This window comes from Streptomyces sp. NPDC059852 (assembly GCF_042731455.1).
Lineage (GTDB): Bacteria > Actinomycetota > Actinomycetes > Streptomycetales > Streptomycetaceae > Streptomyces.
This window is the reverse complement of the sequence record NZ_JBHWJK010000025.1, coordinates 16,076-40,868: the sequence shown is the minus strand read 5'-3', so window position 1 is coordinate 40,868 and position 24,793 is coordinate 16,076. Positions and strand designations below refer to the sequence as shown.

General features: G+C 73.6%; 22 protein-coding genes. 16 read left to right on the top strand and 6 right to left on the bottom strand.

What is annotated here, in order from left to right; translation table 11 throughout:
• Positions 1-72 precede the first annotated feature (72 nt).
• Genes ACFV46_RS26975 through ACFV46_RS26965 form a run of 3 tightly spaced genes read left to right on the top strand, consistent with a single transcriptional unit; the run spans position 73 to position 4,898 of the window.
• Positions 73-1,578, top strand: coding sequence for a tetratricopeptide repeat protein (locus ACFV46_RS26975; protein ID WP_385500093.1), 1,506 nt, complete (start codon positions 73-75; stop codon positions 1,576-1,578).
• Positions 1,575-3,245 carry a nickel transporter gene (locus ACFV46_RS26970; protein ID WP_385500091.1) on the top strand — a complete coding sequence of 557 codons (1,671 nt, stop codon included), beginning with the start codon at positions 1,575-1,577 and terminating at the stop codon, positions 3,243-3,245. Before ACFV46_RS26975 ends, ACFV46_RS26970 begins: the two co-directional genes overlap by 4 nt.
• Before the next feature lie 39 nt (positions 3,246-3,284).
• A complete protein-coding gene (locus tag ACFV46_RS26965; RefSeq protein WP_385500090.1) occupies positions 3,285-4,898 on the top strand; it encodes a serine/threonine-protein kinase in 1,614 nt (537 codons plus the stop codon).
• Between the two features lie 14 nt (positions 4,899-4,912).
• Here the strand turns inward: ACFV46_RS26965 and ACFV46_RS26960 are convergent, their stop codons facing one another.
• The gene (locus ACFV46_RS26960) at positions 4,913-5,722 is read right to left on the bottom strand and encodes an SGNH/GDSL hydrolase family protein (RefSeq protein ID WP_361931879.1); all 810 of its coding nucleotides are present in this window, start codon (positions 5,720-5,722) and stop codon (positions 4,913-4,915) included.
• A 313-nt stretch (positions 5,723-6,035) separates the two neighbouring features.
• Between ACFV46_RS26960 and ACFV46_RS26955 the strand changes: the two genes are divergently transcribed.
• From ACFV46_RS26955 to ACFV46_RS26925, 7 genes are all read left to right on the top strand, one after another.
• The gene (locus tag ACFV46_RS26955) at positions 6,036-7,244 is read left to right on the top strand and encodes a S8 family peptidase (RefSeq protein WP_385500089.1); all 1,209 of its coding nucleotides are present in this window, start codon (positions 6,036-6,038) and stop codon (positions 7,242-7,244) included.
• A 175-nt stretch (positions 7,245-7,419) separates the two neighbouring features.
• Positions 7,420-7,845, top strand: a complete 426-nt coding sequence (locus tag ACFV46_RS26950) for a hypothetical protein (protein ID WP_385500086.1) — start codon at positions 7,420-7,422, stop codon at positions 7,843-7,845.
• A gap of 1 nt (position 7,846) precedes the next feature.
• Entirely contained in the window at positions 7,847-8,944 is a 1,098-nt protein-coding gene (locus tag ACFV46_RS26945) for a GNAT family N-acetyltransferase (RefSeq protein ID WP_385500085.1), read from the top strand.
• Between the two features lie 370 nt (positions 8,945-9,314).
• Positions 9,315-10,157, top strand: coding sequence for a glycosyltransferase family 2 protein (locus ACFV46_RS26940; protein WP_361931890.1), 843 nt, complete (start codon positions 9,315-9,317; stop codon positions 10,155-10,157).
• The gene (locus ACFV46_RS26935) at positions 10,154-11,158 is read left to right on the top strand and encodes a glycosyltransferase family 2 protein (protein ID WP_385500083.1); all 1,005 of its coding nucleotides are present in this window, start codon (positions 10,154-10,156) and stop codon (positions 11,156-11,158) included. Before ACFV46_RS26940 ends, ACFV46_RS26935 begins: the two co-directional genes overlap by 4 nt.
• Positions 11,155-11,955: a polysaccharide deacetylase family protein gene (locus ACFV46_RS26930; RefSeq protein ID WP_385500081.1), complete on the top strand. Its 801-nt coding sequence runs from the start codon at positions 11,155-11,157 to the stop codon at positions 11,953-11,955. Before ACFV46_RS26935 ends, ACFV46_RS26930 begins: the two co-directional genes overlap by 4 nt.
• Positions 11,948-15,790, top strand: a complete 3,843-nt coding sequence (locus tag ACFV46_RS26925) for a lipopolysaccharide biosynthesis protein (RefSeq protein WP_385500080.1) — start codon at positions 11,948-11,950, stop codon at positions 15,788-15,790. Before ACFV46_RS26930 ends, ACFV46_RS26925 begins: the two co-directional genes overlap by 8 nt.
• Before the next feature lie 15 nt (positions 15,791-15,805).
• Here ACFV46_RS26925 and ACFV46_RS26920 read toward each other — a convergent pair whose 3' ends face one another.
• Positions 15,806-17,218 (bottom strand): xylan 1,4-beta-xylosidase, encoded by a 1,413-nt coding sequence (locus ACFV46_RS26920; protein ID WP_385500078.1) that lies wholly within the window; start codon positions 17,216-17,218, stop codon positions 15,806-15,808.
• Positions 17,219-17,350: 132 nt separating this feature from the next.
• Here ACFV46_RS26920 and ACFV46_RS26915 point away from each other — a divergent pair, with 132 nt between their 5' ends.
• Together ACFV46_RS26915 and ACFV46_RS26910 are read left to right on the top strand one after the other, a co-directional pair.
• Positions 17,351-18,445: a DUF5925 domain-containing protein gene (locus ACFV46_RS26915; RefSeq protein ID WP_376729661.1), complete on the top strand. Its 1,095-nt coding sequence runs from the start codon at positions 17,351-17,353 to the stop codon at positions 18,443-18,445.
• Positions 18,446-18,473: 28 nt separating this feature from the next.
• Positions 18,474-19,268: a DUF72 domain-containing protein gene (locus tag ACFV46_RS26910; protein ID WP_361931908.1), complete on the top strand. Its 795-nt coding sequence runs from the start codon at positions 18,474-18,476 to the stop codon at positions 19,266-19,268.
• On the opposite strand, the gene ACFV46_RS26905 is transcribed toward ACFV46_RS26910, so the two are convergent.
• Positions 19,256-19,627 carry a GntR family transcriptional regulator gene (locus ACFV46_RS26905; RefSeq protein ID WP_361931911.1) on the bottom strand — a complete coding sequence of 124 codons (372 nt, stop codon included), beginning with the start codon at positions 19,625-19,627 and terminating at the stop codon, positions 19,256-19,258. The two genes, ACFV46_RS26910 and ACFV46_RS26905, sit on opposite strands and share 13 nt — an antisense overlap.
• A gap of 70 nt (positions 19,628-19,697) precedes the next feature.
• Between ACFV46_RS26905 and ACFV46_RS26900 the strand changes: the two genes are divergently transcribed.
• The gene (locus ACFV46_RS26900; RefSeq protein WP_385500076.1) at positions 19,698-20,627 is read left to right on the top strand and encodes a GNAT family N-acetyltransferase; all 930 of its coding nucleotides are present in this window, start codon (positions 19,698-19,700) and stop codon (positions 20,625-20,627) included.
• Positions 20,608-21,111 carry a DUF402 domain-containing protein gene (locus ACFV46_RS26895; RefSeq protein ID WP_361931917.1) on the top strand — a complete coding sequence of 168 codons (504 nt, stop codon included), beginning with the start codon at positions 20,608-20,610 and terminating at the stop codon, positions 21,109-21,111. Before ACFV46_RS26900 ends, ACFV46_RS26895 begins: the two co-directional genes overlap by 20 nt.
• 21 nt (positions 21,112-21,132) lie before the next feature.
• Here ACFV46_RS26895 and ACFV46_RS26890 read toward each other — a convergent pair whose 3' ends face one another.
• On the bottom strand, positions 21,133-21,759 hold the full coding sequence (locus tag ACFV46_RS26890; RefSeq protein ID WP_385500074.1) for a class I SAM-dependent methyltransferase: 627 nt from the start codon (positions 21,757-21,759) through the stop codon (positions 21,133-21,135).
• A gap of 145 nt (positions 21,760-21,904) precedes the next feature.
• On the opposite strand from ACFV46_RS26890, the gene ACFV46_RS26885 reads away from it, so the two are divergent.
• Positions 21,905-22,039, top strand: a complete 135-nt coding sequence (locus tag ACFV46_RS26885; RefSeq protein ID WP_385500073.1) for a hypothetical protein — start codon at positions 21,905-21,907, stop codon at positions 22,037-22,039.
• A gap of 31 nt (positions 22,040-22,070) precedes the next feature.
• Here ACFV46_RS26885 and ACFV46_RS26880 read toward each other — a convergent pair whose 3' ends face one another.
• The gene (locus ACFV46_RS26880; protein ID WP_385500070.1) at positions 22,071-22,520 is read right to left on the bottom strand and encodes a GNAT family N-acetyltransferase; all 450 of its coding nucleotides are present in this window, start codon (positions 22,518-22,520) and stop codon (positions 22,071-22,073) included.
• A 164-nt stretch (positions 22,521-22,684) separates the two neighbouring features.
• On the opposite strand from ACFV46_RS26880, the gene ACFV46_RS26875 reads away from it, so the two are divergent.
• Positions 22,685-23,680, top strand: coding sequence for a lytic polysaccharide monooxygenase (locus tag ACFV46_RS26875; RefSeq protein WP_385500068.1), 996 nt, complete (start codon positions 22,685-22,687; stop codon positions 23,678-23,680).
• A gap of 84 nt (positions 23,681-23,764) precedes the next feature.
• On the opposite strand, the gene ACFV46_RS26870 is transcribed toward ACFV46_RS26875, so the two are convergent.
• The gene (locus ACFV46_RS26870) at positions 23,765-24,634 is read right to left on the bottom strand and encodes an esterase/lipase family protein (protein WP_376729657.1); all 870 of its coding nucleotides are present in this window, start codon (positions 24,632-24,634) and stop codon (positions 23,765-23,767) included.
• Between the last annotated feature and the right edge of the window lie 159 nt (positions 24,635-24,793).

Here is a 24,793-nt window from a genome sequence, read left to right as displayed (position 1 = left end):
ACCACCCGGGCAGCACCGTTTCGAGCACCACCGTTTCGAGCCCACCGTTTCGAGACCCACCGAGGAGAGGGCATGGCCCCGCCCACGCACGACAGCCCGCAGGACCCCACGCCCGAGCGTGACCCGGGTCCGGACACGGCGGCCCCGTCCGGGGGCGACGGGGCGGGGCCACCGGAGGACGGGACGGCCGCGGACGCCGGGGCCGGGCCACAGGACGGCGGCCGGGTCGCCGCGCTGCGCCGCTTCGCCGCCGCCCGCCGGCGCGCCCTGCACCTCACCGGGTGCGCGGCCCTGCTGGCCGTGGCCGTCACCGGCGGCTCGGTCGCGCTCGGCGCCGGGGGCGACGGAACCTCCCCGCGGGTCGCGCCCGCCTCGGCGGCCGTCTCCCCCGGTCTCCTCGCCTCCGGCGACCTGGACGCGGGCATCACGGCCCTCCAGTCCCATCTGCGGTCCCAGCCGCGGGACTTCGGCGGCTGGGCCACCCTGGGCCTCGCCTACGTCGAGCAGGCCCGGACCAAGGGCGACCCCTCCCGCTATCCGCAGGCCGAGCGGGCGTTCGAGCGCTCCCTCGCGCTGGCGCCCGGCAACGACCAGGCCCTGGCCGGCCGCGCCGCCCTCGCGGCCGCCCGGCACGACTTCGAAGGGGCCCTGGCGAACGCCGACCGGGCCCTGAAGGAGAACCCGTACAGCGAACGCGCCCTGTGCGTCCGGGTGGACGCCCTGGTCGAACTCGGCCGGTACCGTGACGCCGCCGAGGCCGCGGACACCGCCGACGACCGCCGCCCGGGCATCCCGGTCTTCACGCGGTACGCGTACGTCCACGAACTGCGCGGCGACGTCCGTACGGCCCGGCGCGTGCTGGAGCAGGCGCTGTCCTCGGCGTCCGCCCCCGGCGACATCGCCTACGTCGCCACCCAGCTGGGCCAGCTCGCCTGGAACCAGGGCGAGTACGGCACGGCCCTCACCCACTACGCCCGCGCGCTCGCCGCCGACGAGGACTACGTCCCCGCGCTGGAGGGCCGGGCCCGCGCGCAGGCGGCGAACGGGGACCGGGCCGGCGCGATCGCGGGCCTGAAGGACGTCGTCGCCCGCTTCCCGCTGCCCGGCCCGCTCGTCGCCCTCGGCGAGCTGTACGAGGCGGCAGGCGACCGGGCCGCCGCCGCCGACCAGTACGCCCTGGTCGACGCCTGGACGTCCCTGGCCCGCGCCAACGGCGTGGACGCCGACCTCGACACCGCGCTGGCGGCCGCCGACCACGGCGACAGGGCGGCCGCGCTGCGGGCGGCCCGCGCCGAGTGGGACCGCCGCCGCACGGTGCACACCGCGGACGCCCTCGCCTGGGCGCTGCATGTCAACGGCAAGGACGACGAGGCCCTGCCGTACGCCCGCCGGGCCACGGCCACCGGCTATCGCAACGCCGTGTTCCTGTACCACCGCGGGATCATCGAGCGCGCCACCGGCCGCGCGGACGACGCCCGCACGCGTCTGCGGGCCGCCCTGAAGCTGAACCCGGGCTTCGCACCGCTGGGCGCCCGCGACGCGCGGGCGGCGCTGAAGGCCCTGGAGGCGGACCAGTGACCCTTCGCCGGCTCACCGCCTCGGGCGCCGCCGTCCTCACGGCGGCCTGCGCGCTCGCCCTGGCGCCCTCGTCGCCCGCGAGCGCGCACCCCCTCGGCAACTTCACCGTCAACCGGTACGACGGCCTGGTCGTCGCCCCCGGAGAGCTGCGCGTCGACCACGTCGAGGACCTGGCCGAGATCCCGGCGACCCAGGCCGGGCCCGCGATCGAGAAGGCGGGCCTGACGAATTGGGCCCGGGAGCGCTGCGCGAGCGCGGCGCGGGACAGCGAGGTCACCGTGGAGGGCCGCACGGTCCGCTTGAAGGTGACGGGCGGTCACGCGCGTGTGCGGCCCGGCCAGGCGGGGCTCGACACGCTCCGCGTGGAATGCGAGCTGACGGCACCGCTCCCCGAACGCGCGCCGCTGGCCCTGAAGTTCCGGGGCGCGGGCGGCGGAAGCGGGCCCGGCTGGCGGGAGATCACGGCGCGCGGCGACCGGACGACGCTGACCGCCTCGGACGTGCCGGGAGAGTCGGCCTCGGGGAAACTGACCGCCTATCCGCGCGCGTTGCTGTCGTCCCCCGCCGACACACGGACCGCGTCCCTGCGGGTGCGGCCCGGCGGTCCGGCGCTCGCCGCGTCCGGCGAGGACGCCCCGGAGGCCTCCTCCGTCCTGCCGCGCGGCGCCGACCGCTGGACGCGGGCCCTGGACGACCTGGTCTCCCGCCGCGAGCTGACCGTGGGCTTCGCGGCGCTCGCCCTGCTCCTCGCGCTGTTCCTCGGCGCGCTGCACGCGCTCGCCCCGGGGCACGGCAAGACCATGATGGCGGCGGTGGCGACCGCGCGCGGGGGCCGGGCCCGGCCCCGGGACGTCCTGCCGCTGGCCGCCTCGGTGACGGTCACCCACACCCTGGGCGTGGTGACACTGGGCCTGCTGGTCACCGCCGGTTCGGCGGCGGCGCCCTCGGTGATCACCTGGCTGGGGGTGGCGAGCGGCACCCTGGTGACGGCGGCGGGCGTGACCCTGGCACGCCGGGCCTGGCGTGCGCGCGGTCCCGGCCACGCGCACCCGCACGACCACGACAGCCACCCGCATCCGCACCCGCACCCGCACCCGCACCCGCACCCAGGGGAGCCCGCGGCCGGCCACGCCCCCGCGCGCCGGCCGGTGCTGGTCGGCGCCCCCGCCGGCACCGCCCCGGCACCGTCCGCCGCCCCGGTCGCCCCCCATCCCCACGACCACGCGCACCCGCACCCCCGCGACCACGACCACGTGCACGAACACGGCGAACACGGTCACACCCACACCCACGGGGGTGTCCCCCACACGCACCCCACCGCCCCGACCCTCCGCGGCACGATCCTGCTCGGCTTCGCCGGGGGGCTCGTCCCCAGCCCGTCCGCCGTCGTCGTGCTGGTCGGCGCCGCCGCCCTCGGCAAGGCCTGGTTCGGGCTGCTGCTCGTCGTGGCCTACGGCGCCGGGCTGGCGCTCACGCTCACCGCGGCCGGGTTCGCCGTCGTCCGGCTGGGTACAGGGGCGATGCGGGTGCTGGACCGGCGTCCGCGCGCGCTGACCCATCCCGTGACGGTCCTCGTCCGCCGTACGGCGCCGCTGGCGTCCGCGGTGCTCGTCGTCCTGATCGGGGCCGGACTCGTCGTCCAGGGGGCGGCGTCCGCACTCGGCTGAGCTACTTTTGTGGAGAATGCGCACGGATGCGAAGGGGGGATGCCCGTGTCCGAGGACCATGGTGCCGACCGGATGATCGCGGGCCGCTACCGCCTGCTCTCCCCGCTCGGCGAGGGCGGCATGGGGACCGTGTGGCGGGCCCGCGACGAGCTGCTGCACCGCGAGGTGGCCGTCAAGGAGGTCCGCGCGCCCGCCGGGCTGGCCGCCTCGGACGTCGAGCGGATGTACGCCCGGCTGGAGCGCGAGGCGTGGGCGGCGGCGCGGGTCGCCGACCGCAATGTCGTCACGGTGTACGACGTGGCCACCCAGGACGGGCGGCCGTGGATCGTGATGGAGCTGGTCCGGGGCATCTCGCTGGCCGAACTGCTGGACGCCGACGGGCCGTTGGATCCGCGTCGGGCGGCGCACATCGGCGCCGAGGTGCTGTCCGCGCTGCGGGCCGCGCACGGGGCGGGCGTGCTGCACCGGGATGTGAAACCGGCCAACGTGCTGCTGTCGAACGACGATCGCGTGGTGCTGACCGACTTCGGCATCGCCATGGTCGAGGGCAGCTCGGCGCTCACCATGACCGGCGAGGTCATCGGCTCCCCCGAGTTCCTCGCGCCGGAGCGGGCGCTGGGCCGCACGCCCGGCCCGGAGTCCGACCTGTGGTCGCTCGGCGTCCTGCTGTACGCGGCCGTGGAGGGCAACTCGCCGTTCCGTCACGACACGCCGCTCAGCACCCTGCGCGCCATCGTCGACGAGGAGCTGCCGCCGCCGCGCCGGGCGGGGCCGCTGGCCCCCGTCATCGAGGGGCTGCTGCGCAAGGATCCGGCCGAGCGGCTGCCGGCGGCGCGGGCGCAGGAGGATCTGCGGCTCGTCGCGGCCGGGGGCACGCTTCCCGGCGGCGGCGCGGGGGCGGCCGCGTACGCCCCGACGATCGCCGCGTTCCCGGCGCCGTCCGGGACCGCCCCGACGGCCCCGGTGCCGCCGCCCGGCCCGACCCGGCCCACCGGCGCCCAGGCAGCCGGCACGGCTCCGGTGCGCTCCGGGCGCGACCGCCGTGCCGCGCCGGTGCTGGTCGCGGGCGTCGTGGTGCTGGCCCTCGCGGTGGGGGGACTGACGTACGCGCTGCTGAACCGGGGCGGCGACGGCGGGAAGGCCGCCGGCGGGGAGACCGCCACGGCGACGGGCGGGCGGACGACGGCGACCGGCACGAAGGAGGAGCCCGCCACCAAGAAGCCGACCCCGACGCCGAGTCCGAGCCGGAGCGCGTCGCCGTCGGCCGCGCCGCAGTCCGTGCGGGTGTCGGTGACCGGCTCCCACACGGACTACTCCGGAGCCTGCCCGCCGCCCCGCGGCCAGGCTCCGGTGTTCACGGCGACGTTCACGGTGGGCAGGCTGCCCGCGCAGGTCACCTACCGCTGGGTGTCCGAGGACGGCGACGTCCTGGACGAGGACTGGAAGACCCTGTCGTTCCCGGCGGACGGCGAACGGACCCGGCAGGACAGGGTGTTCCTGACGACGTACGACGGGAGCGGCACCTTCGCGAGCGGGATCGCCGTCGAGGTGCGCGATCCGGTGCGGACGAAGTCCGCGTCGGTGCCGTTCTCGGTGACGTGTGCGAGCGAGACCCCGTCGGGCGGGGTCTCGCCTTCGTCACCGGACGCGTAGTCGCTCCGAATCGCTCAGCCGGCGGAGTTGAGCGCCGCCAGATATCCACCCGACTGGCCCGCGGCCGTCGGGTGGTACGACTCCGAGATGCTGAGCCAGTTCACGGAGTGCATCCACGGGCTGCCGGAGCACAGTTCGTGCCCGGCGAACGTGGTCCGTACGTCGCCGAAGGCGAAGCCGTGGTCACGGGCCCGCTTCTCGATGGCGGCGTCGATGTGGTCCGCGGCGTCGTTGAGCGCCCGGCGCTTGGTCTCGGACAGGCCGACGCAGCCCGAGGCGCCCAGCTTGTAGAAGCGGGGGTAGCCGAGGACGACGACCCGGGCGGCGGGTGCCCGGGAGCGGATGGCGTTGTACACGGTGTCCAGCCGGCCCGGCAGGGTCGAGTCGACGAACGCCTTCGCGGTGTTGATGCGGGAGACGCAGGCGCTGTCGCCCTGGAGCACACAGGTCGTCATGATGTCGGCGAATCCGGCGTCGTTGCCGCCGATGGACACGGACACCAGTGCGGTGGATGAGCTGAGCGGACCGAGTTGACTGGCGGTGACGTCACCCGTCTTGGCGCCCGAGCAGGCCGTGAAGTCGAAGGACGAGGGTGAGTTGGCGGCGGCCCACAGGGCCGGGTACGCCTTCGAGCTGCGCTTGCAGTCACCACTGTTGCTGAGGTAGCTGCCGGCGCCGAGGCCCGAGGAGTAGGAGTCGCCGAGTGCCACGTAGCCGCCCGCGGCGGCGGTGTCGGCGGCCTGCGCCGTGGCAGCCCCGGTGAGGGCGGTGCCGACGGCGAGGAGGAGTGAGGCGACGTGTACGGAAAGTCGGGAACGTCTCATGGAACCTCCCTATAGCAGGATCTCTGCCGTAACCGTCGTACCAACTACGCGTGTTGAGTGGAAGTGTCCATGCCAAAACTTTTTCGGGCACCACCTGCTCGAACGACCCCTTCGCGTCGGTGTTTCATTTCGCGTACATGACAAGGTCATGGACAGGTCGTCAACTCCCTTGTCCGGCGCACGGACTCTGCGGAGCCTTGACCTCGGCCCGGCGCGGGACTCCCCGCACCGGGCTGTGCGTGCGACGACGTACGCACCCCCCACATGTGCGCGCACCACCCCTGCGCACCGCCTTGAGGAGGACCCCCTCGTAATGGCACCACTGCGTAGCACCAAGCTCCGGTACGCCGCGATATCCGCCCTGGCCGCCGCCGCCCTCGTCGGCGGGACCGGCTCGCTGCCCGCCCAGGCCGCCCCGGCCGAGGGCACGGTCCTGGCCGCCGGCTCCCCGACCGCCGTCAAGGACAGCTACATCGTCACGCTCAAGGAGACCGCCGGGCTGAAGGCCGCCTCCAGCACGGGCAAGAGCCTCGTCAAGCGGTACGGCGGCACCGTGAGGAAGACGTTCGGCGCCGCGCTGAACGGCTACTCCGCCACCCTCTCGGCCACCGAGGCGAAGAGACTCGCGGCCGACCCGGCCGTCGCGTCGGTCGAGCAGAACCAGACCGTCCGCCTGGCCGACACCACCCAGGGCAGCGCCCCCTGGGGCCTGGACCGCATCGACCAGAGCGCCGTGCCGCTCTCGGGCACCTACACCTACCCCGACAGCGCGGGCGGCGGGGTGACCGCGTACGTCATCGACACCGGTGTGCGCATCACCCACCAGCAGATCAGCGGCCGCGCGTCCTACGGCTACGACGCCGTCGACGGCGACACCACCGCCTCCGACGGCAACGGCCACGGCACCCATGTGGCCACCACCATCGCCGGCTCCACCTACGGTGTGGCCAAGAAGGCGAAGGTCGTCGCGGTCCGGGTGCTGGACAACAACGGCTCCGGCACCACGGCGGGCGTGATCGCGGGCATCGACTGGGTGACGGCGAACCACTCCGGTCCCTCGGTGGCCAACCTGTCCCTCGGCGGCGGCGCCTCCACCGCCCTCGACACCGCCGTCCGCACCTCCATCTCCAGCGGCGTGACCTACGCCGTGGCGGCCGGCAACTCCAGCGCCAACGCCTCCTCGTACTCCCCGGCGCGGGTCACCCAGGCGATCACCGTCGGGGCCACCACCAGCACGGACGCCCGCGCCGGCTACTCCAACTACGGTTCGGTGCTCGACCTGTTCGCGCCGGGCTCCTCGATCACGGCGGGCTGGCACACCAGCGACACCGCGACGAACACCATCTCCGGTACGTCGATGGCGACCCCGCACGTCGCCGGAGCGGCCGCCGTCTACCTGGCGGGCCACACCTCGGCCACCCCGGCCGCGGTCGCCTCGGCCCTGACCTCGGGCGCCACCGCCGACGTGGTCACCAGCCCGGGCAGCGGCTCCCCGAACCGGCTGCTGAAGCTCGTCCGATGAAACGCCCCCGCACCACCTGAACCACCGGCCCCCGGAGGCGTCACGCCCCCGGGGGCCGTCCCCGCTCACACCGAGGACGAACCGTTGTCAAGGGGCCATCGGCATCTTGACGGCCGATATGCCCCTGAGCCACATTGAAGCCCGGCATCCGGCGCTTCGGGGGGCAAAGTCGCCCATGCAGACCATCCATGGCACACCAGCTGTGTCCGACGACGCCGAGCGTGCGCGACCGGGTCCGGGGAGGGACCTGACGCCACTGCTCGCGGGCGCCGCGACGGCTGTGGGGGGAATCGGCGCGGTGCTCGCGCTCGCCGGCTCCGACTCGCCGCTGCGCGGCCCGTTCACCCTGTTCTTCCTGCTCGCGGCACCGGCCGCGGCGATCGCCGCCGCGCTGCGCGGGCTGGATCCCTTCGGCCGTGTGGTGGCCTCGGTCGCGGGCGCGGTCGTCCTCGACATGCTGGTGGCCCAGGCCATGCTGGCCCTGCACCAGTGGTCGGTGCGCGGCGGGATCGTGGCGGTGACCACGATCAGCGCGCTCATCCTCCTGCTGGTCACGGTACGGCGGCCATGCGGCCGCATGACCCGAGAGCGGACGGTCTGACGTGGACATCAGCGTGTACCGCCCCGGCGAGCTCAGCGCCGCCGACCGGGCGGCCTGGTCCTCCATCCAGTCCAAGGCCCATCTCCAGGGCGCGCCCGAGCTGGGCAACCCCTTCCTGTCGCCGGAGTTCGCGCTCGCCGTGGGCCGCTGCCGGCGCGGGGTGCGGATCGCGGTCGTCCGGGAGGGCGGGGAACCGGCCGCGTTCCTGCCGTTCCAGCGGACGGCCACCGGCGTCGGCCGGGCCATCGGCCTCGGCGTCTCGGACGCCCAGGGCCTCGTGCACCGGCCGGGGTTCACGGTCGACGCCCAGGAGCTGCTGAAGGCGTGCGGGCTCGCCGTGTGGGAGTTCGACCACCTGGTGGACGGCCAGACGGCGTTCGCGCCGGCCGCCACCGGCGGCTACCCGTCGCCCGTGATGGACGTGGACCAGGGGTACGACGCCTATCTGGCCCATCTGCGCGAGCACGCGCCGAAGTTCACCCGCACGACCCTGGCCAAGGAGCGCAAGCTGGCCCGCGACCACGAGGGCGTGCGGTACGTGCACGACGAGCGTGATCCCGCCGCGCTGCGCACCCTGATGTCCTGGAAGTCGGCCCAGTACCGCAGGACGGGACGCAGCGACCGCTTCGCCCAGGAGTGGATCACCCGGCTCGTGGAGCACCTGTTCCACACCCGCTCGGACTCGTTCGCGGGCGTCCTGTCCGTGCTGTACGCGGACGGCGCTCCGATCGCCGCGCACTTCGGGCTGCGCAGCGAACGCATCCTGGCCTGCTGGTTCCCGGCCTACGACCCGGCGTTCTCGAAGTACTCGCCGGGCCTGGTGCTGCATCTGCGCATGGCCGAGGCGGCCGCCGCCGACGGCATCGCGCACCTGGATCTCGGCCGGGGCCAGAAGGAGTACAAGGACTCCCTGAAGACACGCGAGCTGACGGTGTCGGAGGGGTGGGTGACCCGGCGTCACCCGATCGCGTTCGGACACCGGGCACGGCGTGCCCCGGTCCGGGCGCTGCGCAACACCGTGCAGTCACGGCCGGAACTCTTCGGGCCGGCGGACCGGTTCCTGAAACGTATGGGAAGGATCCGCTCGGCACGTACGTAACGGCCAAACCAACAAAAATGTGAGAGCTGGTTCCAGCTCTTGCCATAAAGGCGCAATCATCAATACCGTCGTACATCTCACTCGCATCGGACGGTCGGCCCGCGGCTCCAGGGGAGGGACCGAGGACCGCAGGACGGCACCGGAGCGGGACGCGGTAGGGGGGTGCTCGGTGAAGGTGTCCGCATCTTCGACCGAGTCGTGCCGCGCGACCGGCCGCCGCACTTCCGGGTGGCCGGCCAGACATGCCAGCTCACCGCACGCACGGGGAGAGCCAGTCGCCGTGCTCGGGTGACACAACCCCCCTTTCGAACCGGACACTTCACCGGGCCGCCCAGGGGCGGGCGGTCCACCGGACGAGAGGGACCGACTCATGAGTTCTGTGCTGCGCCCGGCGGTCCCGGGCCATGATCCGTCACCGGCCGGCTACCGGCCCGTCTCCTCGCACCTGGCCATCGCACCGCCCGTGAGCGTGGTGATCCCGGCCATGAACGAGGCGGAGAACCTTCCGTACGTCTTCAAGACCCTGCCGGACTGGATCCACGAAGTGGTCCTGGTCGACGGCAACTCCACCGACGACACGGTCGCGGTGGCCCGCGAGCTGTGGCCCGAGGTCAAGGTCGTGCGCCAGCGCGGCAAGGGCAAGGGGGACGCCCTGATCACCGGGTTCGAGGCGGCCACCGGCGACATCATCGTCATGGTCGACGCGGACGGCTCCGCCGACGGCAACGAGATCCTGAGCTATGTCTCCGCCCTGGTCTCGGGCGCGGACTTCGCCAAGGGATCCCGGTTCGCCAACGGCGGCGGCACCGACGACATGACGCTCATCCGCAAGCTGGGCAACTGGGCGCTGTGCACGGCCGTCAACCGCAAGTTCGGCGCCCGCTACACCGATCTCTGCTACGGATACAACGCGTTCTGGCGGCACTGCCTGGACAAGATCGACCTCGACTGCACCGGCTTCGAGGTGGAGACCCTGATGAACATCCGGGTCGTCAAGGCGGGGCTGAAGGTGCAGGAGATACCGAGCCACGAGTACCTCCGCATCCACGGCACCAGCAATCTGCGGGCCGTACGCGACGGGCTGCGGGTGCTGCGGGTCATCCTCAAGGAGCGCTCCAACCGGCGTGCGCTGCGCCGCCGCAGCGCCGCCGCGCACTCCCCCGTCCTCACCTCGGTCGGCTCGCGCTCCCAGGCCCGGGGAGAGACGTCTTGAGCGGTCCCGGCGTCTCCGTCGTGATCTGCGTCTACACCGAGGACCGCTGGGAGGACATCCTCGCCGCGGTCGCCTCGGTGCGGGCGCAGGCGTATCCGGCCCTGGAGACCCTGCTGGTCGTCGACCACAACCGGGCGCTCCTGGACCGGCTGGCCAAGGAGTACAAGGAGACGCCCGAGGTGCGGGTGCTGGCCAACGCAGGCCCGCGCGGTCTGTCGGCCGGCCGCAACACAGGCATCGCGGCCTCCCGGGGCGAGGTCGTCGCGTTCCTCGACGACGACGCCGTCGCCGAGCGGGACTGGCTGGGGTACTTCGCGGCCGGGTACGACGACCCGCGGGTCATGGCCGTCGGCGGGCGCACCGAGCCGATCTGGGCGTCCGGCCGCCGGCCCGGCTGGTTCCCGGAGGAGTTCGACTGGGTCGTGGGCTGCACCTACCGGGGCCTGCCCGGCGGCCGGACGAAGGTCCGCAACGTCCTCGGCGGCAACGCCTCGTTCCGCCGTACGGCGTTCGACGTCGCGGGCGGTTTCGCGACCGGCATCGGCCGCGACGGCGACCGGCTGCCGCTGGGCTGCGAGGAGACGGAGCTGTGCATCCGGCTCAGCCGCGCCCGGCCCGACGCGGTGCTGCTGATCGACGACCGCGCGATCATCCACCACCGGGTGCCCGGCCCGCGGGAGCGCTTCCGGTACTTCCGCACCCGCACCTACGCGGAGGGCCTGTCGAAGGCGCTGGTGGCCCGCAGTGTCGGCGCGGACAAGGGACTGGAGTCCGAACGCCGGTACACCACGCGCGTGCTGCCGGCCGGGGTGGCGCGCGGTCTGCGGGACGCGCTGCTCGCCCGGCCCGGGGGCGTTGGCCGGGCGGGCGCGATCGTGGCGGGGGTGCTGACGGCAGCGGGTGGGTACGTCGTCGGGAGTGTCCGCGCCCGCCGGGGCGGCGCCACGTACGCGGTGGCCGGGATCGAGGGATCGCCGGACACCGGAGGGGGGACGGGATGAGCGACACGCCGGTGCCGATCCTGATGTACCACGCGGTGTCGACCGCGCCGAACGACGCCACCCGGGAACTGTCGGTGGCACCGGAGGCGTTCGCCGAGCAGATGGCCCTGATCGGCGACCTGGGGCTCACGCCGGTGCGGACGGCGGAACTCGCCGAGCACTGGCGCTCCGGGAAGCCGCTGCCCGAGCGGCCCGTGCTGATCACCTTCGACGACGGCTACGCGGGCGTGCACCGGCACGCCCTGCCCGTGTTGCGCGCCCACGGCTTCACGGCCACGGTGTTCGTCTCCACGGGCTGGCTCAAGGGCCCGCACGACATGGGCGGCGGACTGGACACCATGCTGGACTGGGAGCAGGTGCGCGAACTGGCCTCGGCCGGCGTGGAGATCGGCGGCCACAGCCACACCCACCCGCAGCTGGACCAGCTCCCCGACGACCGGCTGCGCTCGGAGCTGATCCTCTGCAAGGAGATCGTCTCGGACCAGCTGGGCACCGCCCCGGTCTCGTTCGCCTACCCGTACGGCTACTCCAGCCGCCGGGTGCGCGAGGCGGTGCGGGAGACCGGGTACACCCAGGCGCTCGCCGTCAACAACGGCCTCGCCCGCCGCCGGCAGGGGCCGTACGCGCTCACGCGGCTCACCGTGCGCCGCACCACCGGCGTCGAGGAGTTCGGCCGGCTGGTCGAAGGCCGTGCCGTCGCTCGTACGTTCGCCAGGGACCGCGCCCTGACCAAGGGGTACGCCGTGGTCCGCAGAGCCCGTCAGGTCCGCCGGAAGGCCATCCGTACCCGTGTCTGACACGACGACCACGACCGAGCCCGCCTCGACCGACGCGCCGGCGCCCGAGCGGCCGGGGCGGCGCCTTCGCCTGCCCGGCCTGGGCAGGTCCCCCGGAGGCGGCAGCCAGCTGTTCCGCAACGCCTACGCCCTGATGATCAACACCGGTGTCTCGGCGGTGCTGGGACTGGGCTTCTGGCTGGCCGCCGCCCGCTACTACTCCGAGTCCGCCGTCGGCCAGGGGTCGGCGGCGATCGCCGCGATGAAGTTCCTCGCCGGGCTGACGGCGGTGACGCTGACCGGGGCGCTCGCCCGGTTCATCCCGGTGGCCGGGCGGACGACGGGCCGCCTGATCTTCCGTACGTACGCCGGAAGCTGTGTGGTGGTGGCGCTGGCCGCCGGGGTCTTCCTGCTGACGCTGGACCTGTGGGGGCCGTCGTACCGGTTCCTGCACGGGCCGTTGAACGGGCTGTTCTTCGTCGCCGCCGTCATCGCCTGGAACGTGCTCACCCTTCAGGACGGGGTGCTGACCGGGCTGCGCAGCGCGGTGTGGGTGCCCGTCGGCAACACCGTGTTCTCGGCGGTGAAGCTGGGGCTGCTGGTGGCGTTCGCGGTGGCGATCCCGACCGCCGGCGTCTTCGTGTCGTGGGTGGCGGCGATCGCGGTGTCGGTGCTGCCGCTGGGCTGGCTGGTGTTCCGCCGACTGGTGCCCCGGCACATGGCGGCCACCGACGACCACGCCCGCCCGCCGTCGCTGCGGGAGGTCGGCCGGTTCCTGGCCGGGGACTACACCGGCTCCCTGTTCTCCCTGGCCGTGGTCTACCTCATCCCGGTGATCGTGGCGGCCCGGGTCTCCGCCGAGGACAACGCGTACTTCTACATCACCGCCACCATCGGCGGCACCGTCAACCTGCTCGCCATCAACATGGGCGCCTCCCTGACGGTGGAGGGCTCGCACGCGCCGGGGCGGCTGGCCGCCGACACCCGGGCGGCGCTGGCCCGGATGGCCCGCATCATGCTGCCGGTCTCGGCGGTGCTGTTCTTCGGGGCGCCCTGGATCCTGGGCGTCTTCGGCGCGGGCTACGCGGACGCGGCGACCCCGTTGCTGCGCTGGTTCGCGGTGGGCGGGCTGCTGCGGGTCGTCATGGAGACGTACTTCGCGGTCCTGCGCGCGCAGAGCCGTACGGCCGGACTGGCGTGGCTGCAGGGGCTGTTGTGCGCCCTGGTGCTCGGTCTGACGCTGCTCCTGCTGCCCCGGATGGGGTTGACGGGCGCCGGGGTCGCCGAGATCGCCGCGCTCTCGGTGATCGTGGCGATCGCCGCGCCCCGGCTGTACCGGACGGTGCGGGGCTCCGGGGCGGACGTGCCCGAGGACGCGGCGCCCGACGGGGACCTGGCCGACCTCGGGGCGCGGGAGGCGTCCACGGGGGCGCGCAGGCGCGGGCCCGGCTGGGCTCTGGACAGCGACACCCTCGCGCTCGGCATCCACGTCGACTTCGACCATCTGGAACGCCGGCCCGACGTCCGGCCGGGACCGGGCACCCCGCCCACGGGCACCCCACGCGTCCGCCCGGAGCACCGGCCCACCTGGGCCCGCGCGGCGGAGGCCGGGCAACTGCCGGAATCGGGGCGGGAGCCGGGCTCGGAGGCGTCGGCGGGTCCCGCCGAGGTGGACGCGCCGTTCGAGGACGCGTTCGACGCGGGCAAGGGCGAGGTGACGGCCGCCGTGGAGGACCCCGACGCGACCGCCGCCCCGCCGGACCCCGAAGCGGCACCCGAACGACCCGCCCCGCAGGAGCCCGTCCGGCCGGACGGGCTCGCGGCCGGACGGCGCGAGCGGCCGCTGCCGACCCGGGTGGGCGTCGTGCTGGGCTGTCTGCTGGTCGCGGCGCTGCTGCTGTACTGGGTGCCCGCGCTACGGCTCGGCGAGAGCGACCTGGACCGCATGGGCGGGCTCGGGCTGATCTCGGTGCTGCCGCCGCCGACGCTGCTGGGGGCGGCCCTGCTGGCCGTCGTGTTCGCCTCGCTGCTGTGGCTGAACCGCGAGCACCGGACCCTGCTGCTGCTCACCCTGCTGGCGACGGTGGTGTCGCTGCACGCCCTGCCCGCGCTGATCGAGACCGAGCCGCGGTTCGCGACCGCCTGGCAGCACCTCGGCTTCCTCGACTACATCGACCGCACCGGTTCGGCCGTACCGGACCTGGACGCACGCTGGAGCTGGCCGGGATTCTTCGCGGCGGCCGCCTTCGTCGCGCGGGCCTGCGGGGTCGAGGATCTGACCGAGGTCGTCCGCTGGTGGCCGACGGCCATGCAACTGCTGTACCTGGTCCCGATGTTCCTGCTGGTGCGCCATATGCGGGCGAGCTGGCGGGCCAAGTGGACCAGCATCTGGGTGTTCGTGCTCGCCGGCTGGGTGGGCCAGGACTACTTCTCCCCGCAGGGCTTCACGTATCTGCTGTACCTGGCCTTCGCGGCGGTGCTGCTGGTCTGGTTCCGCGCGCCGCGTGTGATCTGGTCGCGGCGCCGGCCGGGCGAGCTGGAGGTGGAGCCGGCGAACCGGCGGCAGCGGGCCGTGCTGCTGGCGGTCGTGATGGGCCTGTTCGCGGCGAGTGTCCCGGCCCACCAACTGACGCCGTTCGTGATGCTGGGCGTGGTGACGGCGCTGGTGCTGGTCGGCCGGAGCGAACTGCGCGGCCTGCCCGTCCTGTTCGGCGTGATGGTGACCGCGTGGATCGGCTTCCTCGCCGAGCCGTACTGGTCGGGGCACTTCGACGAGCTGTTCGGCGGGGTCGGCGGGGTCGGCGGCAATGTCACCTCCTCCGTCTCCGGCCGGATCGAGGGCGGCAGTTCGACCCACCAGCTCGTGCTGTACGTCCGGGTCCTGCTGGCCGGCGGGGTGATGGCGTTCGCCTGCTGGGGCTGGTGGCGCCGGCGCTTCCACCACTACCGGGAGCGCTCGCTGCTCGTCCTGACCTTCGTGCCGTTCCTCGGCTTCGGCATGCAGTCGTACGGCGGTGAGATGGCGCTGCGGGTCTTCATGTTCGCCCTGCCCGGGGCGGCCCTGCTCACCGGGCTGGCGCTCTTCCCGCGCACCGGCGTCACCGCCGAGGAGCGCGAGAAGGACCGGGTGAGCCTCGCCCCGCTGGCCGCGCTCATGGCGGGTCTGGTGCTCATGGGCGGCTTCCTGGTGGCCCGCTGGGGCAACGAGCCGTTCGAGCGGGTGCGGCCCGGCGAGGTCGCCGCCATGGAGTACGTGTACGCCCACGACGATCCGAGTCTGCGGCTGCTGTGGCTGAGCAGCGACCCGGTGGAGGACGTGACGCCCGCGATGCCGTGGGGCGCCCGGGACATGGAGAAGGTCTCCTATCTGCCGACGCAGGCCCCGGCGGACCCGGTCCTGGTGTCGGGCCTGGTGAAGGCGCTGAGGGACGCGGGCCCGAACTCGTATCTGATGGTCAGCCGCGGTCAGGTCGAGTTCCTGCGGCTGGACGTGGGCTTCTCGCCGACCTGGGAGACCCGGCTGCTGGGGAACCTGGACCGCAGGCCGGAGCTGAAACGGGTCTTCGCCAACGCGGACGTGACGATGTACGCGCTGCGCGAGCAGCCGGCGGGCGCGGTGCCGAAGGCCGATCCGGGGCCGATCGGGCCGCAGGTGACGTGGACGCCGTGGTCGGTGGTCGGCGGTGTGGCGGCGGTGGCGCTGATCCTGCTGCTGGCGGCCCGGGAGATCGTGCGGGTGGCGACCCCGCCGAGCGTGCGGCAGCTGAGCCGGCTGCAGGGCAGTTTCTGGTTCTCGCTGCCGCTGCTGGCGGTGCTGCTGGCCTCGCTGGTGCAGCGGTTCCTGACGATCGAGTGACGGGGGTCGGGTGGCTCAGCGCTCGAGCCACTCGACCTGGTAGGCGTGCAGGGCGACCTTCCTGCCGTCGACCCGGACGCTGATCTGCCGGTCGCGGGTGTTGACGACCAGCACGGTGTCGTCGGTGGCCAGCACCCGTACGCCCGCCCCGTCCACGGGCACCCGCTCGAACCGGGTGCCCGGCCCGAACTCCTTCCCGAACCGGGAGAGCAGGCCGTACATGGGCAGTTCCGCGCCACCGCGCCCGCTGTCGGTCGGTGTCCACAGGCAGCCCGCGCAGGCGGTGCCCTTCTCGTTCTCCGGATTCCAGTAGAACGCGGAGGTGGTGCCGCCCTCGGCCAGGGCGATCAGGCCGGTGGCGTGGACGGCGACCCGGCGGGCCTCGGACCAGCCCTCGCGTTCGTCGTCGCCGTCGGCCGGCTCGACGTAGTACTCGGCCCACCACAGCGGCAGGTCATCGGTCTGCTCGCGCACCCAGCGGCTGACGTCGGTGAACTTCTCCGTGGCCGTGAACTCGTCGGGCAGCAGCTCGTCGTCGCGGGTGTAGCTGGAGCCGTCCACGACGACGAAGTCGGCGCCGGCCTTGTGCTCGTTCCAGTACCGGAAGGCGTCGACGGTCCGCCGGTCGAGGGCGCCCCACGGGCCCGTGAGCGCCTTGGACGCCTCGTGCGCGCGGGGATCGACGCTGTCCATCACCAGGTAGGGCCCGCCCACCATGATGTCCCGGTCGACCTTCTTCAGCGCCCGGTACACCAGGTTGTAGAGCTTCGTGTAGCCCTCGTGGTCCCAGCGGGCCTCGGCGTCGTTCCAGAACCCCTTGAACTCGTTCCAGACGACGAAGTGCCGTACGTCCGGGTAGCGCCGGGCGACCGTCGCGGCGAGCGCCGCGTAGTCGTCGTAGTGCTCGGGGTCGGGCGCGGTCTCCAGGGCCGCCTGGCTCCAGTCGGTGGCGTCGACGCCGGGCTCTCCCCCCTTCATCCAGTCCGGCGCGCAGCACAGGGTGACGACCGGGGTGCCGCCGGAGGCGCGCACGAAGTCGATGCGCCGGTCCATCGCCGCGAAGTCGTAACGGCCGCGCACGGGCTCGGGGTTGTCGGCGCCCCAGCCCATGAGGTGCTGGATCTGCGGCAGTCCCCCGTCGCCGGCGATCCGCCGCTCGACGCGTGCCACGGCGGCCGGGGCGCCCTCGTCGGCGCTGTGCTGGGTGTGGGTGAACCCCCAGCCGACCTCGGGGTCGCGCGCGTGCGGCGCGGCCGTCGGGGTGCCGTGCACCTTGTCGCCGTCGCGTGTGGTGCCGTCGGTGTCCACGCCGTTGCCGGGGAGTGTGCTCACGAGGGTCACGATCAGGGCCAGAGCCGCCGCGCCCACCCCGAGCAGCGCGGTGAACCGCCACCGCCGTGCCCCCGAATTCCACCCATGACGTCCCATCGAGGACAACGGTAACGGGGGTGACCGCCGCCCGGGCGGGTTTCGTCGGCACACGGTGCCACGGCGGCACGGAACGGGGACGCGACGGGGAAACCGGGTGCACGCCGACCCGCGGTGACGGATCATGGCCGCATGTCTGCGAACCCACACGACGCTCTGCCGATCCGGCTCAACGTCGACGACAGCGACTCGCCGTCCGACGTCGTCGACGCGCTGTTCCTCGGCCGCTTCGCGACGGGCGAGCAGCCGTACGCGCACGCGGCGAACATCGACCGCGTGCGGTCCGGGGCGACCCTGCTGCCGCCGGGCGCGCGGGTGCTGCGCGCGGCCCGCGACGACGACCGCAGCGCGACCCTGGCGGAGGGCGACGGCTGGACGCTGCTCGTCTCCCGCTGGAACCGCGGCGCCGACGTCACCGTGACCGCCACCAGCGAGGAACTGGCGGCGCGGGTGCTGGGCGAGGCGACGGACGGCGCGGCCGACGAACCCGAACCGCAGCCGGAGAACGTGACCATGGGCTTCTGGTACGTCTCCCCGCGGCGCGGACCGCACCGTACGACCCGGCAGATCTCCGCGGGCACCTGGGAGGAGGTGCGGCCCAACTACACGGCGCCGGTGGCGGACGCGATGGACCGGCTGATGAAGACGACGCCGGAGGACATCGCGGGCCGGCTCCTGCTGCTGCACGGCCCGCCCGGCACCGGGAAGACGTCGGCGCTGCGCACCCTGGCCCGCTCGTGGCGCGACTGGTGCCAGGTCGACTGCGTGCTGGACCCCGAGCGCCTGTTCGGCGACGTCGGGTATCTGATGGACATCGCGATCGGCGAGGACGACTCCACGGGCAAGGGCCGCTGGCGGCTGCTGCTCCTGGAGGACTGCGACGAACTGATCCGGGGCGAGGCGAAGCACACCGCGGGCCAGGCCCTGTCGAGGCTGCTGAACCTGACGGACGGCCTGCTGGGCCAGGGCCGCAACGTCCTGGTCGGCGTCACCACCAACGAGGACCTGGAGCGGCTGCACCCGGCCGTGGTCCGCCCGGGCCGCTGTCTGGCCCGGATCGAGGTGGGGCCGCTGACCCGCCCGGAGGCGATCGGCTGGCTCGGCACGGACGAGGGCGTGGGCCGCGAGGGCGCCACCCTGGCCGAGCTGTACGCGCTGAAGCGGGGCACCTCTCCGACCTCGCTCCCGGACCCACGGGACGGCGCCGACGCCGGGCTGTACCTGTGACCGGCGCCCTGGGTGCTTTGATGGACATATGACCTTGTTCGTCGGCACCTCGGGGTGGCAGTACCGGGACTGGCGGGGCGTCCTGTACCCGGCGGACGCGCCCGTGCGGCGGTGGCTGGAGGAGTACACGGCCCACTTCGCCACCGTCGAGCTGAACAACGCCTTCTACCGGCTGCCGTCGCGCGAGAACTTCGAGGCGTGGCGGGAGCGGGTGCCCGGCGACTTCGTGGTCGCGGTGAAGGCGAGCCGCTATCTGACCCACATCAAGCGGCTGAAGGACCCCGAGGAGCCGGTGCACCGGCTGATGACCCACGCCGAGGGCCTCGGCGACCGGCTGGGCCCGGTCCTCCTGCAGCTGCCGCCCACGCTGCGGGCGGACGCCGGGCTGCTGGACGCCTGTCTGGCGTGCTTCCCGGCCGGCGTCCGGGTCGCCGTGGAGCCCCGGCACGACAGCTGGTGGACGTCCGTGACCCGGGACGTCCTGGAGGCCCGGGGCGCCGCCCTGTGCTGGGCCGACGTGGGGTCGCGCCCGGTGACCCCGCTGTGGCGCACCGCTGACTGGGGGTACGTCCGCTTCCACGTGGGCCGCGCCCGGCGCTGGCCGCACTACGGCCGGCAGGCGCTGGAGACCTGGGTGCGGCGCCTTGCCGGCACCTGGTCCGCCGGCGAGGACGTGTACGCGTACTTCAACAACGACCCGACGGGCGCGGCGGTCGAGGACGCCATGACGTTCGCGCGGGCGGCGCGCCGGGCGGGCCGGGAGCCGACCCGGACGCCGGAGCGCCTGCTGCGCCCGGCCCAGGAGGCGGCTCAGTCCTCGTAGGCCGCCCGCAGTGCGTCCCGTACGGCCTCGAGCGCCGCGTCCTCGTCGAGGCCGAGCCTGCGGACCCGCTCGGCGTAGCCCTGGGCGGCCGACGCGGCCTCCCGTTCGGCGGCGGAGCCGGCGGCGGCCACGAAGGTGCCGTTGCGTCCCCGTGTCTCGATCACCCCGTCGTTCTCCAGCGCCCGGTACGCCTTGGCGACGGTGTTGGCGGCCAGCCCCAGCGACTGGGCGAGCCCGCGCACGGTCGGCAGCCGGTGGCCCACCGGCAGCACCCCCGACCGTGCCTGCTCGGAGATCTGCGCCCGCACCTGCTCGTACGGCGCGACGGCACTGTCGTCGATGTGGATCTTCAAGGTCACAGGCCGATTGTCCCGTACCCGCCGGAAAATGGGAGGCACCCCCGGCAGGTCCCCGTCTAGCGTGCGCGCCATGACCGTGATCGTGCGCGACCTCCGTATCGAAGACCCGGGCGACGTCGGGCGGTTCGTCCACTGCCGGCGTCTCGCCCTTCCGCACATGCTGTGGAACGAGGACGCGGTCCGCCACCACCAGAGGCATACGCACCCCGACGCCCACTACCGCTCCCTGGTGGCGGAGGAGGACGGCGAGACGATCGGCACGGCCCAGACCGGACTGGCGTACGACAGCCCGGAGCCGGGTCAGGGGTACCTCAACATCTATGTGCGGCCGGACCGTACGGGGCGCGGCGCGGGCGGGCTGCTGGTGCGGGTCGCCGAGGAGCACCTGGCGGCGCGCGGCGCGACGAGGCTGTTCTCCTGGGTCCTGGACGAGCCGGGGCACCGGGCGTTCGCCGGGCGCCGCGGCTACCGGCCCAGCCGTTCCTCCCACTTCCTGCGCCTGGACCTGGGCGGCGGGGCGCCGCCCCCACCCCTGGACCCGCCGACCGGCGTGGAGTTGCGCACGGCGGCCGACTTCGCGGACGACCCGCGCCCGCTGTTCCTGCTGGACACCGAGGTGACCGCGGACGAACCGAGCGATGTTCCGGCCGAGTTCACCGACTACGAGGCGTGGCTGCGGGAGACCTGGCGGCATCCCCTCCTCGACCTCGACCTCACCACGGTCGCGGTGACCGACGGCCGTCCCGTGGCGTTCAGCCTCGCCCACACGGACGGCACGGCCCGCTACGCGACGGCCATGACCGGGACCGCGCGGGCCTTCCGCGGGCGGGGCCTGGCCCGGCTGGTCAAGAGCCACTCGCTGCACCGCGCCCGCGCCGCGGGGTACGAGGAGGCGCTGACCGGCAACGACAGCGACAATGCACCCATGCTGGCGATCAACCGCCGGTTCGGGTACGAGATCCGTGCGACGGAGGTGCGGTATGTCCGCGAACTCGGCTGACCGGCCCGTCCGGCTGGACGTGGTGCTCGTCAAGGGCGGGCGTACGAAGATCCGTTACGCGGCGGAGCTGCTGGACGACGACGGCGTCCGGGTCGCCGTCCGCGCCCCGTGGGCGGGCTCCGGGGTCCGCGACTTCGGCTTCGTGCGCTTCGAGCCGGGCGACGTCTTCACCGAGTACTACTGGCGGGACCGCTGGTACTCGGTGAAGGAGGTCCGCGCCGCCTCGGGTGCCCGCAAGGGCTGGTACTGCGACGTCACCCGCCCGGCCACGCGGTCCGGCGGCGAGCTGGTGGTGGAGGACCTCGACCTGGACCTGTGGTGCTCGGCCGACGGGGCCGAGGTGCGCCGGCTCGACGAGGACGAGTTCGCCGAGAGCGGTCTGACCGAGGCGGACCCCGAGGCCGCCGCCGCGGCGGTCGCCGCCCTGGACGAACTGGAGGCGCGCGCGAGGGGCGAGGGCGGCCTGGAGTCGCTGCTCGGTTAGAGGCCGGTGCCGGACGGGGTGCTAGACGCCGGGTACGGGGACGGCGACGACCGCGTACCGCTCGTCGGTCACGGTCCTCCCCCACAGCCGGGCGTCGCCCGACAGCTGCTCCACGCGGGCGTCCCCGGTGAGGGGCGCGAGCAGGCCGGTGAGCCGGTCCGCCGGTATGCCGACCGGGCTGACCGTGCCCCACACGCCCTCCACCAGCACCAGCCGTCCCCCGGGCCGCAGCAGCCCCGCCCAGTGCCGCAGCACGCGCGCGGGGTCCGCCTGCGTCCACAGGACGTGCCGGACGAGCACGACGTCGAAGCGGTCCTCGCCGACCGGCGGCGCCGCCGCGTCACCGACGAGGAACACCGCGTCACGTCCGGCGAGCTTGGCGCGGGCGCGCTCCACCATCGCCGGGGACAGGTCCACGCCCGTCACCCGGTGTCCCTGCTCGGCCGCGAGCAGCGACAGACTGCCGGTGCCGCAGCCGACGTCGAGGACGTCGCCGGGGCGCGCGGGCAGCCAGGAGCGCAGCCGGTCCGCCCACGCCTGCCGCACCTCGGGGTCGCGCAGGCCGTGGTCGGGCTCGTCGTCGAAGGCGGGCGCGGCGGCGTCCCAGTCCGTGTACGGGCTGCTGAGGGGCTGTTCACCGTTGGTCATCGCCCCAGCGTGACACCCGCCACTGACAACGGGATTCGTGACGGCCGCCACTGACAGGACCTGCGGCGATGAGGAACTCTCCCCGGACGCGTCTACCTCCGTGCCAACGCGGAACACGGTAGGCACTGCACTGAAGGAGGCAGCCATGCGCCGGACAACCGTGCAGAAGCCCCTGAAGAAGTCGGATGCCCGCAAGGTCCGCGAGGAGGCGGAGCAGTCCCCGTCGGGACGACCCGAGATCCGCAAGGACATCGCCCGCACCTGGTGGCCGGAAAGCTGAGACGGCGCGCCGTCCGCCGTACCGGACCGGATCAGCCGAGCCGCTTGCGGTAGTGCAGGCGGTCGTAGGGACCGCTCACGCGCCGCTCGACGATTTCGTAGCCGTATTTCGGGTAGATCTTCTGGTTCTCCCACATCATCGCGTTCGTGTAGAGCCTGACCTCGGGCAGGCCGAGCGCACGCGCGTGTGCCTCGGCGAACCGCAGCAGCCGTCCCCCGACACCCTGCCCCTGGGCGTCGGGGTGCACGGCCACCGTGTCGAGGTACAGATGGTCGGGGTGCGCCTCGACCACGACCAGTCCCGTGACGGGCCGCCCCGTCACGTACACCTTCCCCGCGGCCACGTTCGCCGCGTGGTCGGCCTCCATGGGCACGGGGACCACCCCGATGCGCTCGATGTACGGCGTGAACGCCGCCTCGGTCACCGCCTTCACGGCCGGCACGTCGGCGGCGGTGGCCGGCCGGATCTGCTCGCTCGTCATGGGACGACGGTAGCTACCTGATCCCAGGCTGAGCGGTTCCTTAAGGCGACCCTAAAGATCGCCATCACGCCTCTCCGGCAGGCGATTTCGCCGTTCGTACGGGCTAACTTCTGATCGCCCCCACGGGATTCACCCCCTGCACCAGGCCCCTGAGGAGATCCGCCATGCCCGCACGCCGCAAGGCCGCCGCCGTCGCCGCGCTCGGTCTGACGCCGCTCGCCCTGACCGCACTCGCCGCCGCGCCCGCCTCGGCGCACGGGTCGATGGGCGACCCGGTCAGCCGGGTCTCGCAGTGCTACGCGGAGGGCCCGGAGAGCCCGAAGTCCGCCGCCTGCAAGGCGGCCGTCGCGGCCGGCGGCACCCAGGCCCTGTACGACTGGAACGGCATCCGCATCGGGGACGCCGGCGGGCGGCACCAGGAGCTGATCCCGGACGGCAGGCTGTGCAGCGCGGGCCACGAGGAGTTCAAAGGGCTCGACCTGGCCCGCGCGGACTGGCCGGCGACGAGCGTGAGCAGCGGGTCGTACACCTTCAAGTACCGGGTCACGGCCCCCCACAAGGGCACCTTCAAGGTGTACGTCACCAAGCAGGGCTACGACCCGTCGAAGCCGCTGGCCTGGGGCGACCTGGATCTGGCCCACCCGGTGGCGAGCGCCGTCGACCCGGTGGCGGAGGGCGGTTTCTACACGTTCTCCGGCACGCTGCCCGAGCGGTCGGGCAAGCAGGTCCTCTACGCGGTGTGGCAGCGCTCGGACAGCCCGGAGGCGTTCTACTCCTGCTCGGACGTCACCTTCGGCGGCGGCGGTGGCGGCACCGCGGGCGGCGGTTCCCCGACGGCTCCCGAGTCGTCGGCGGCACCCAGCGCGTCCGCGCCCTCCGAGGAGCAGATCGAGGCCGGTACGGAGAAGTCGACGGTCGAGCACGGCGGGCACGGGGACCAGGACGCCCGCACGTCGGCGGAGCCGGCCGCTGCCGAAGCGGCGCCGTCCGTCGCGGCGAACCGGCCGAAGGCGGCGAGCGCCGGGGAGAACCTGGCGGAGACGGGAGGGGACGCCTCCACCGGGTATCTGGCGGTGGGCGGGGCGGCGACGCTGGCGCTGGGTTCGGCGGTCCTGTTCGCGTCGGTGCGCCGGCGGGCGGCGGGCGGCGCCCGGCGCTGACCCCGGGAGGACGCCCCCTGGGTTCCGGGGCCTGAACGGCGGCTCAGGCCGGTCAGGCCCCGGCGGTGTGTCCGCGGTCAGCCGCTAACTGATCGCGGACGCACAGGTGGTCGGGGTGGCGTGGGCCGGGTCGAGCGCGTTGGCCACCTCGTGGAAGGCGATGCGGTCGGTCAGGCCCACGAGGGCGTGCTCGGACAGGTCGATCGCGCACTTGTCCTGGATGAGGACGTTCGTCACGGAGGAGCCGGACAGGAACTGGGTGCGGTACGGGGTGACCACCTCGTCGTACCTGGTGGCGATGACGGTGTAGCGCACCCCGGGGACGGTGTCGCCGCCCGCGTTGAGCCGGTTCATGAAGTCGGATCCGGCGACCTGCTGGGCGAGGGCGGGGGTGGCGGCGTTCAGGAGGTCGCCGGCGCCGGGGAAGTACGGCAGCAGGTTGGCGAGCCCGGACAGGGTGGTGCCGTGGTTGTTGGGCGCGATGCCGACGAGGGCGTTCACCTTGGGAGCGCCGCCGAGGAACTTGAGGTAGTAGCGGGGCATCATGCCGCCCTGGGAGTGGCCGACGAGGTCGGCCTTGGCGGCGCCGGTGGCCGCGAGCACCTTGTCGACGAAGGCCGACAGCTGTTCGGCGGACTTGTCGATGGGTCCGAGGGCGTGGAAGAGCGGCACGCCCGGCAGTTGGCCGTAGTCGAGGGAGAAGACGCAGTAGCCCCGGTCGGTCAGGTAGGGCGCGAGGAACAGCCAGTTGTCGACGGAGTTGGCGAAGGTGCCGTGCACCAGGACGACGGGGCGGGGGTGGGCGGCGGAGGGCTTGCAGGAGTAGTCGTTCCAGCCGCTGCTGGGTGCCGCCGCCGTGGGGGCGGCGTGGGCGGCGGTGGCGGGGACGACGGCGACCGCGGCGGTCAGCAGCAGTGCGGCCAGCGGTCTGAGCACTCGTTTCCAGGGCAGCATCGGGTGATCTCCTCGCGGCTCAGGGGGGAGGTGCGACGGCCTTGCGCCCTGTGATCCGGATCACGAAGGATGCTGTTCACTCGTCAAGTTACGGGCGAGTAGCACCAGTGGGAAGTTACGCGTCGGTAAAAACTTCCAGTGGTAACCGGGGGATCTGAT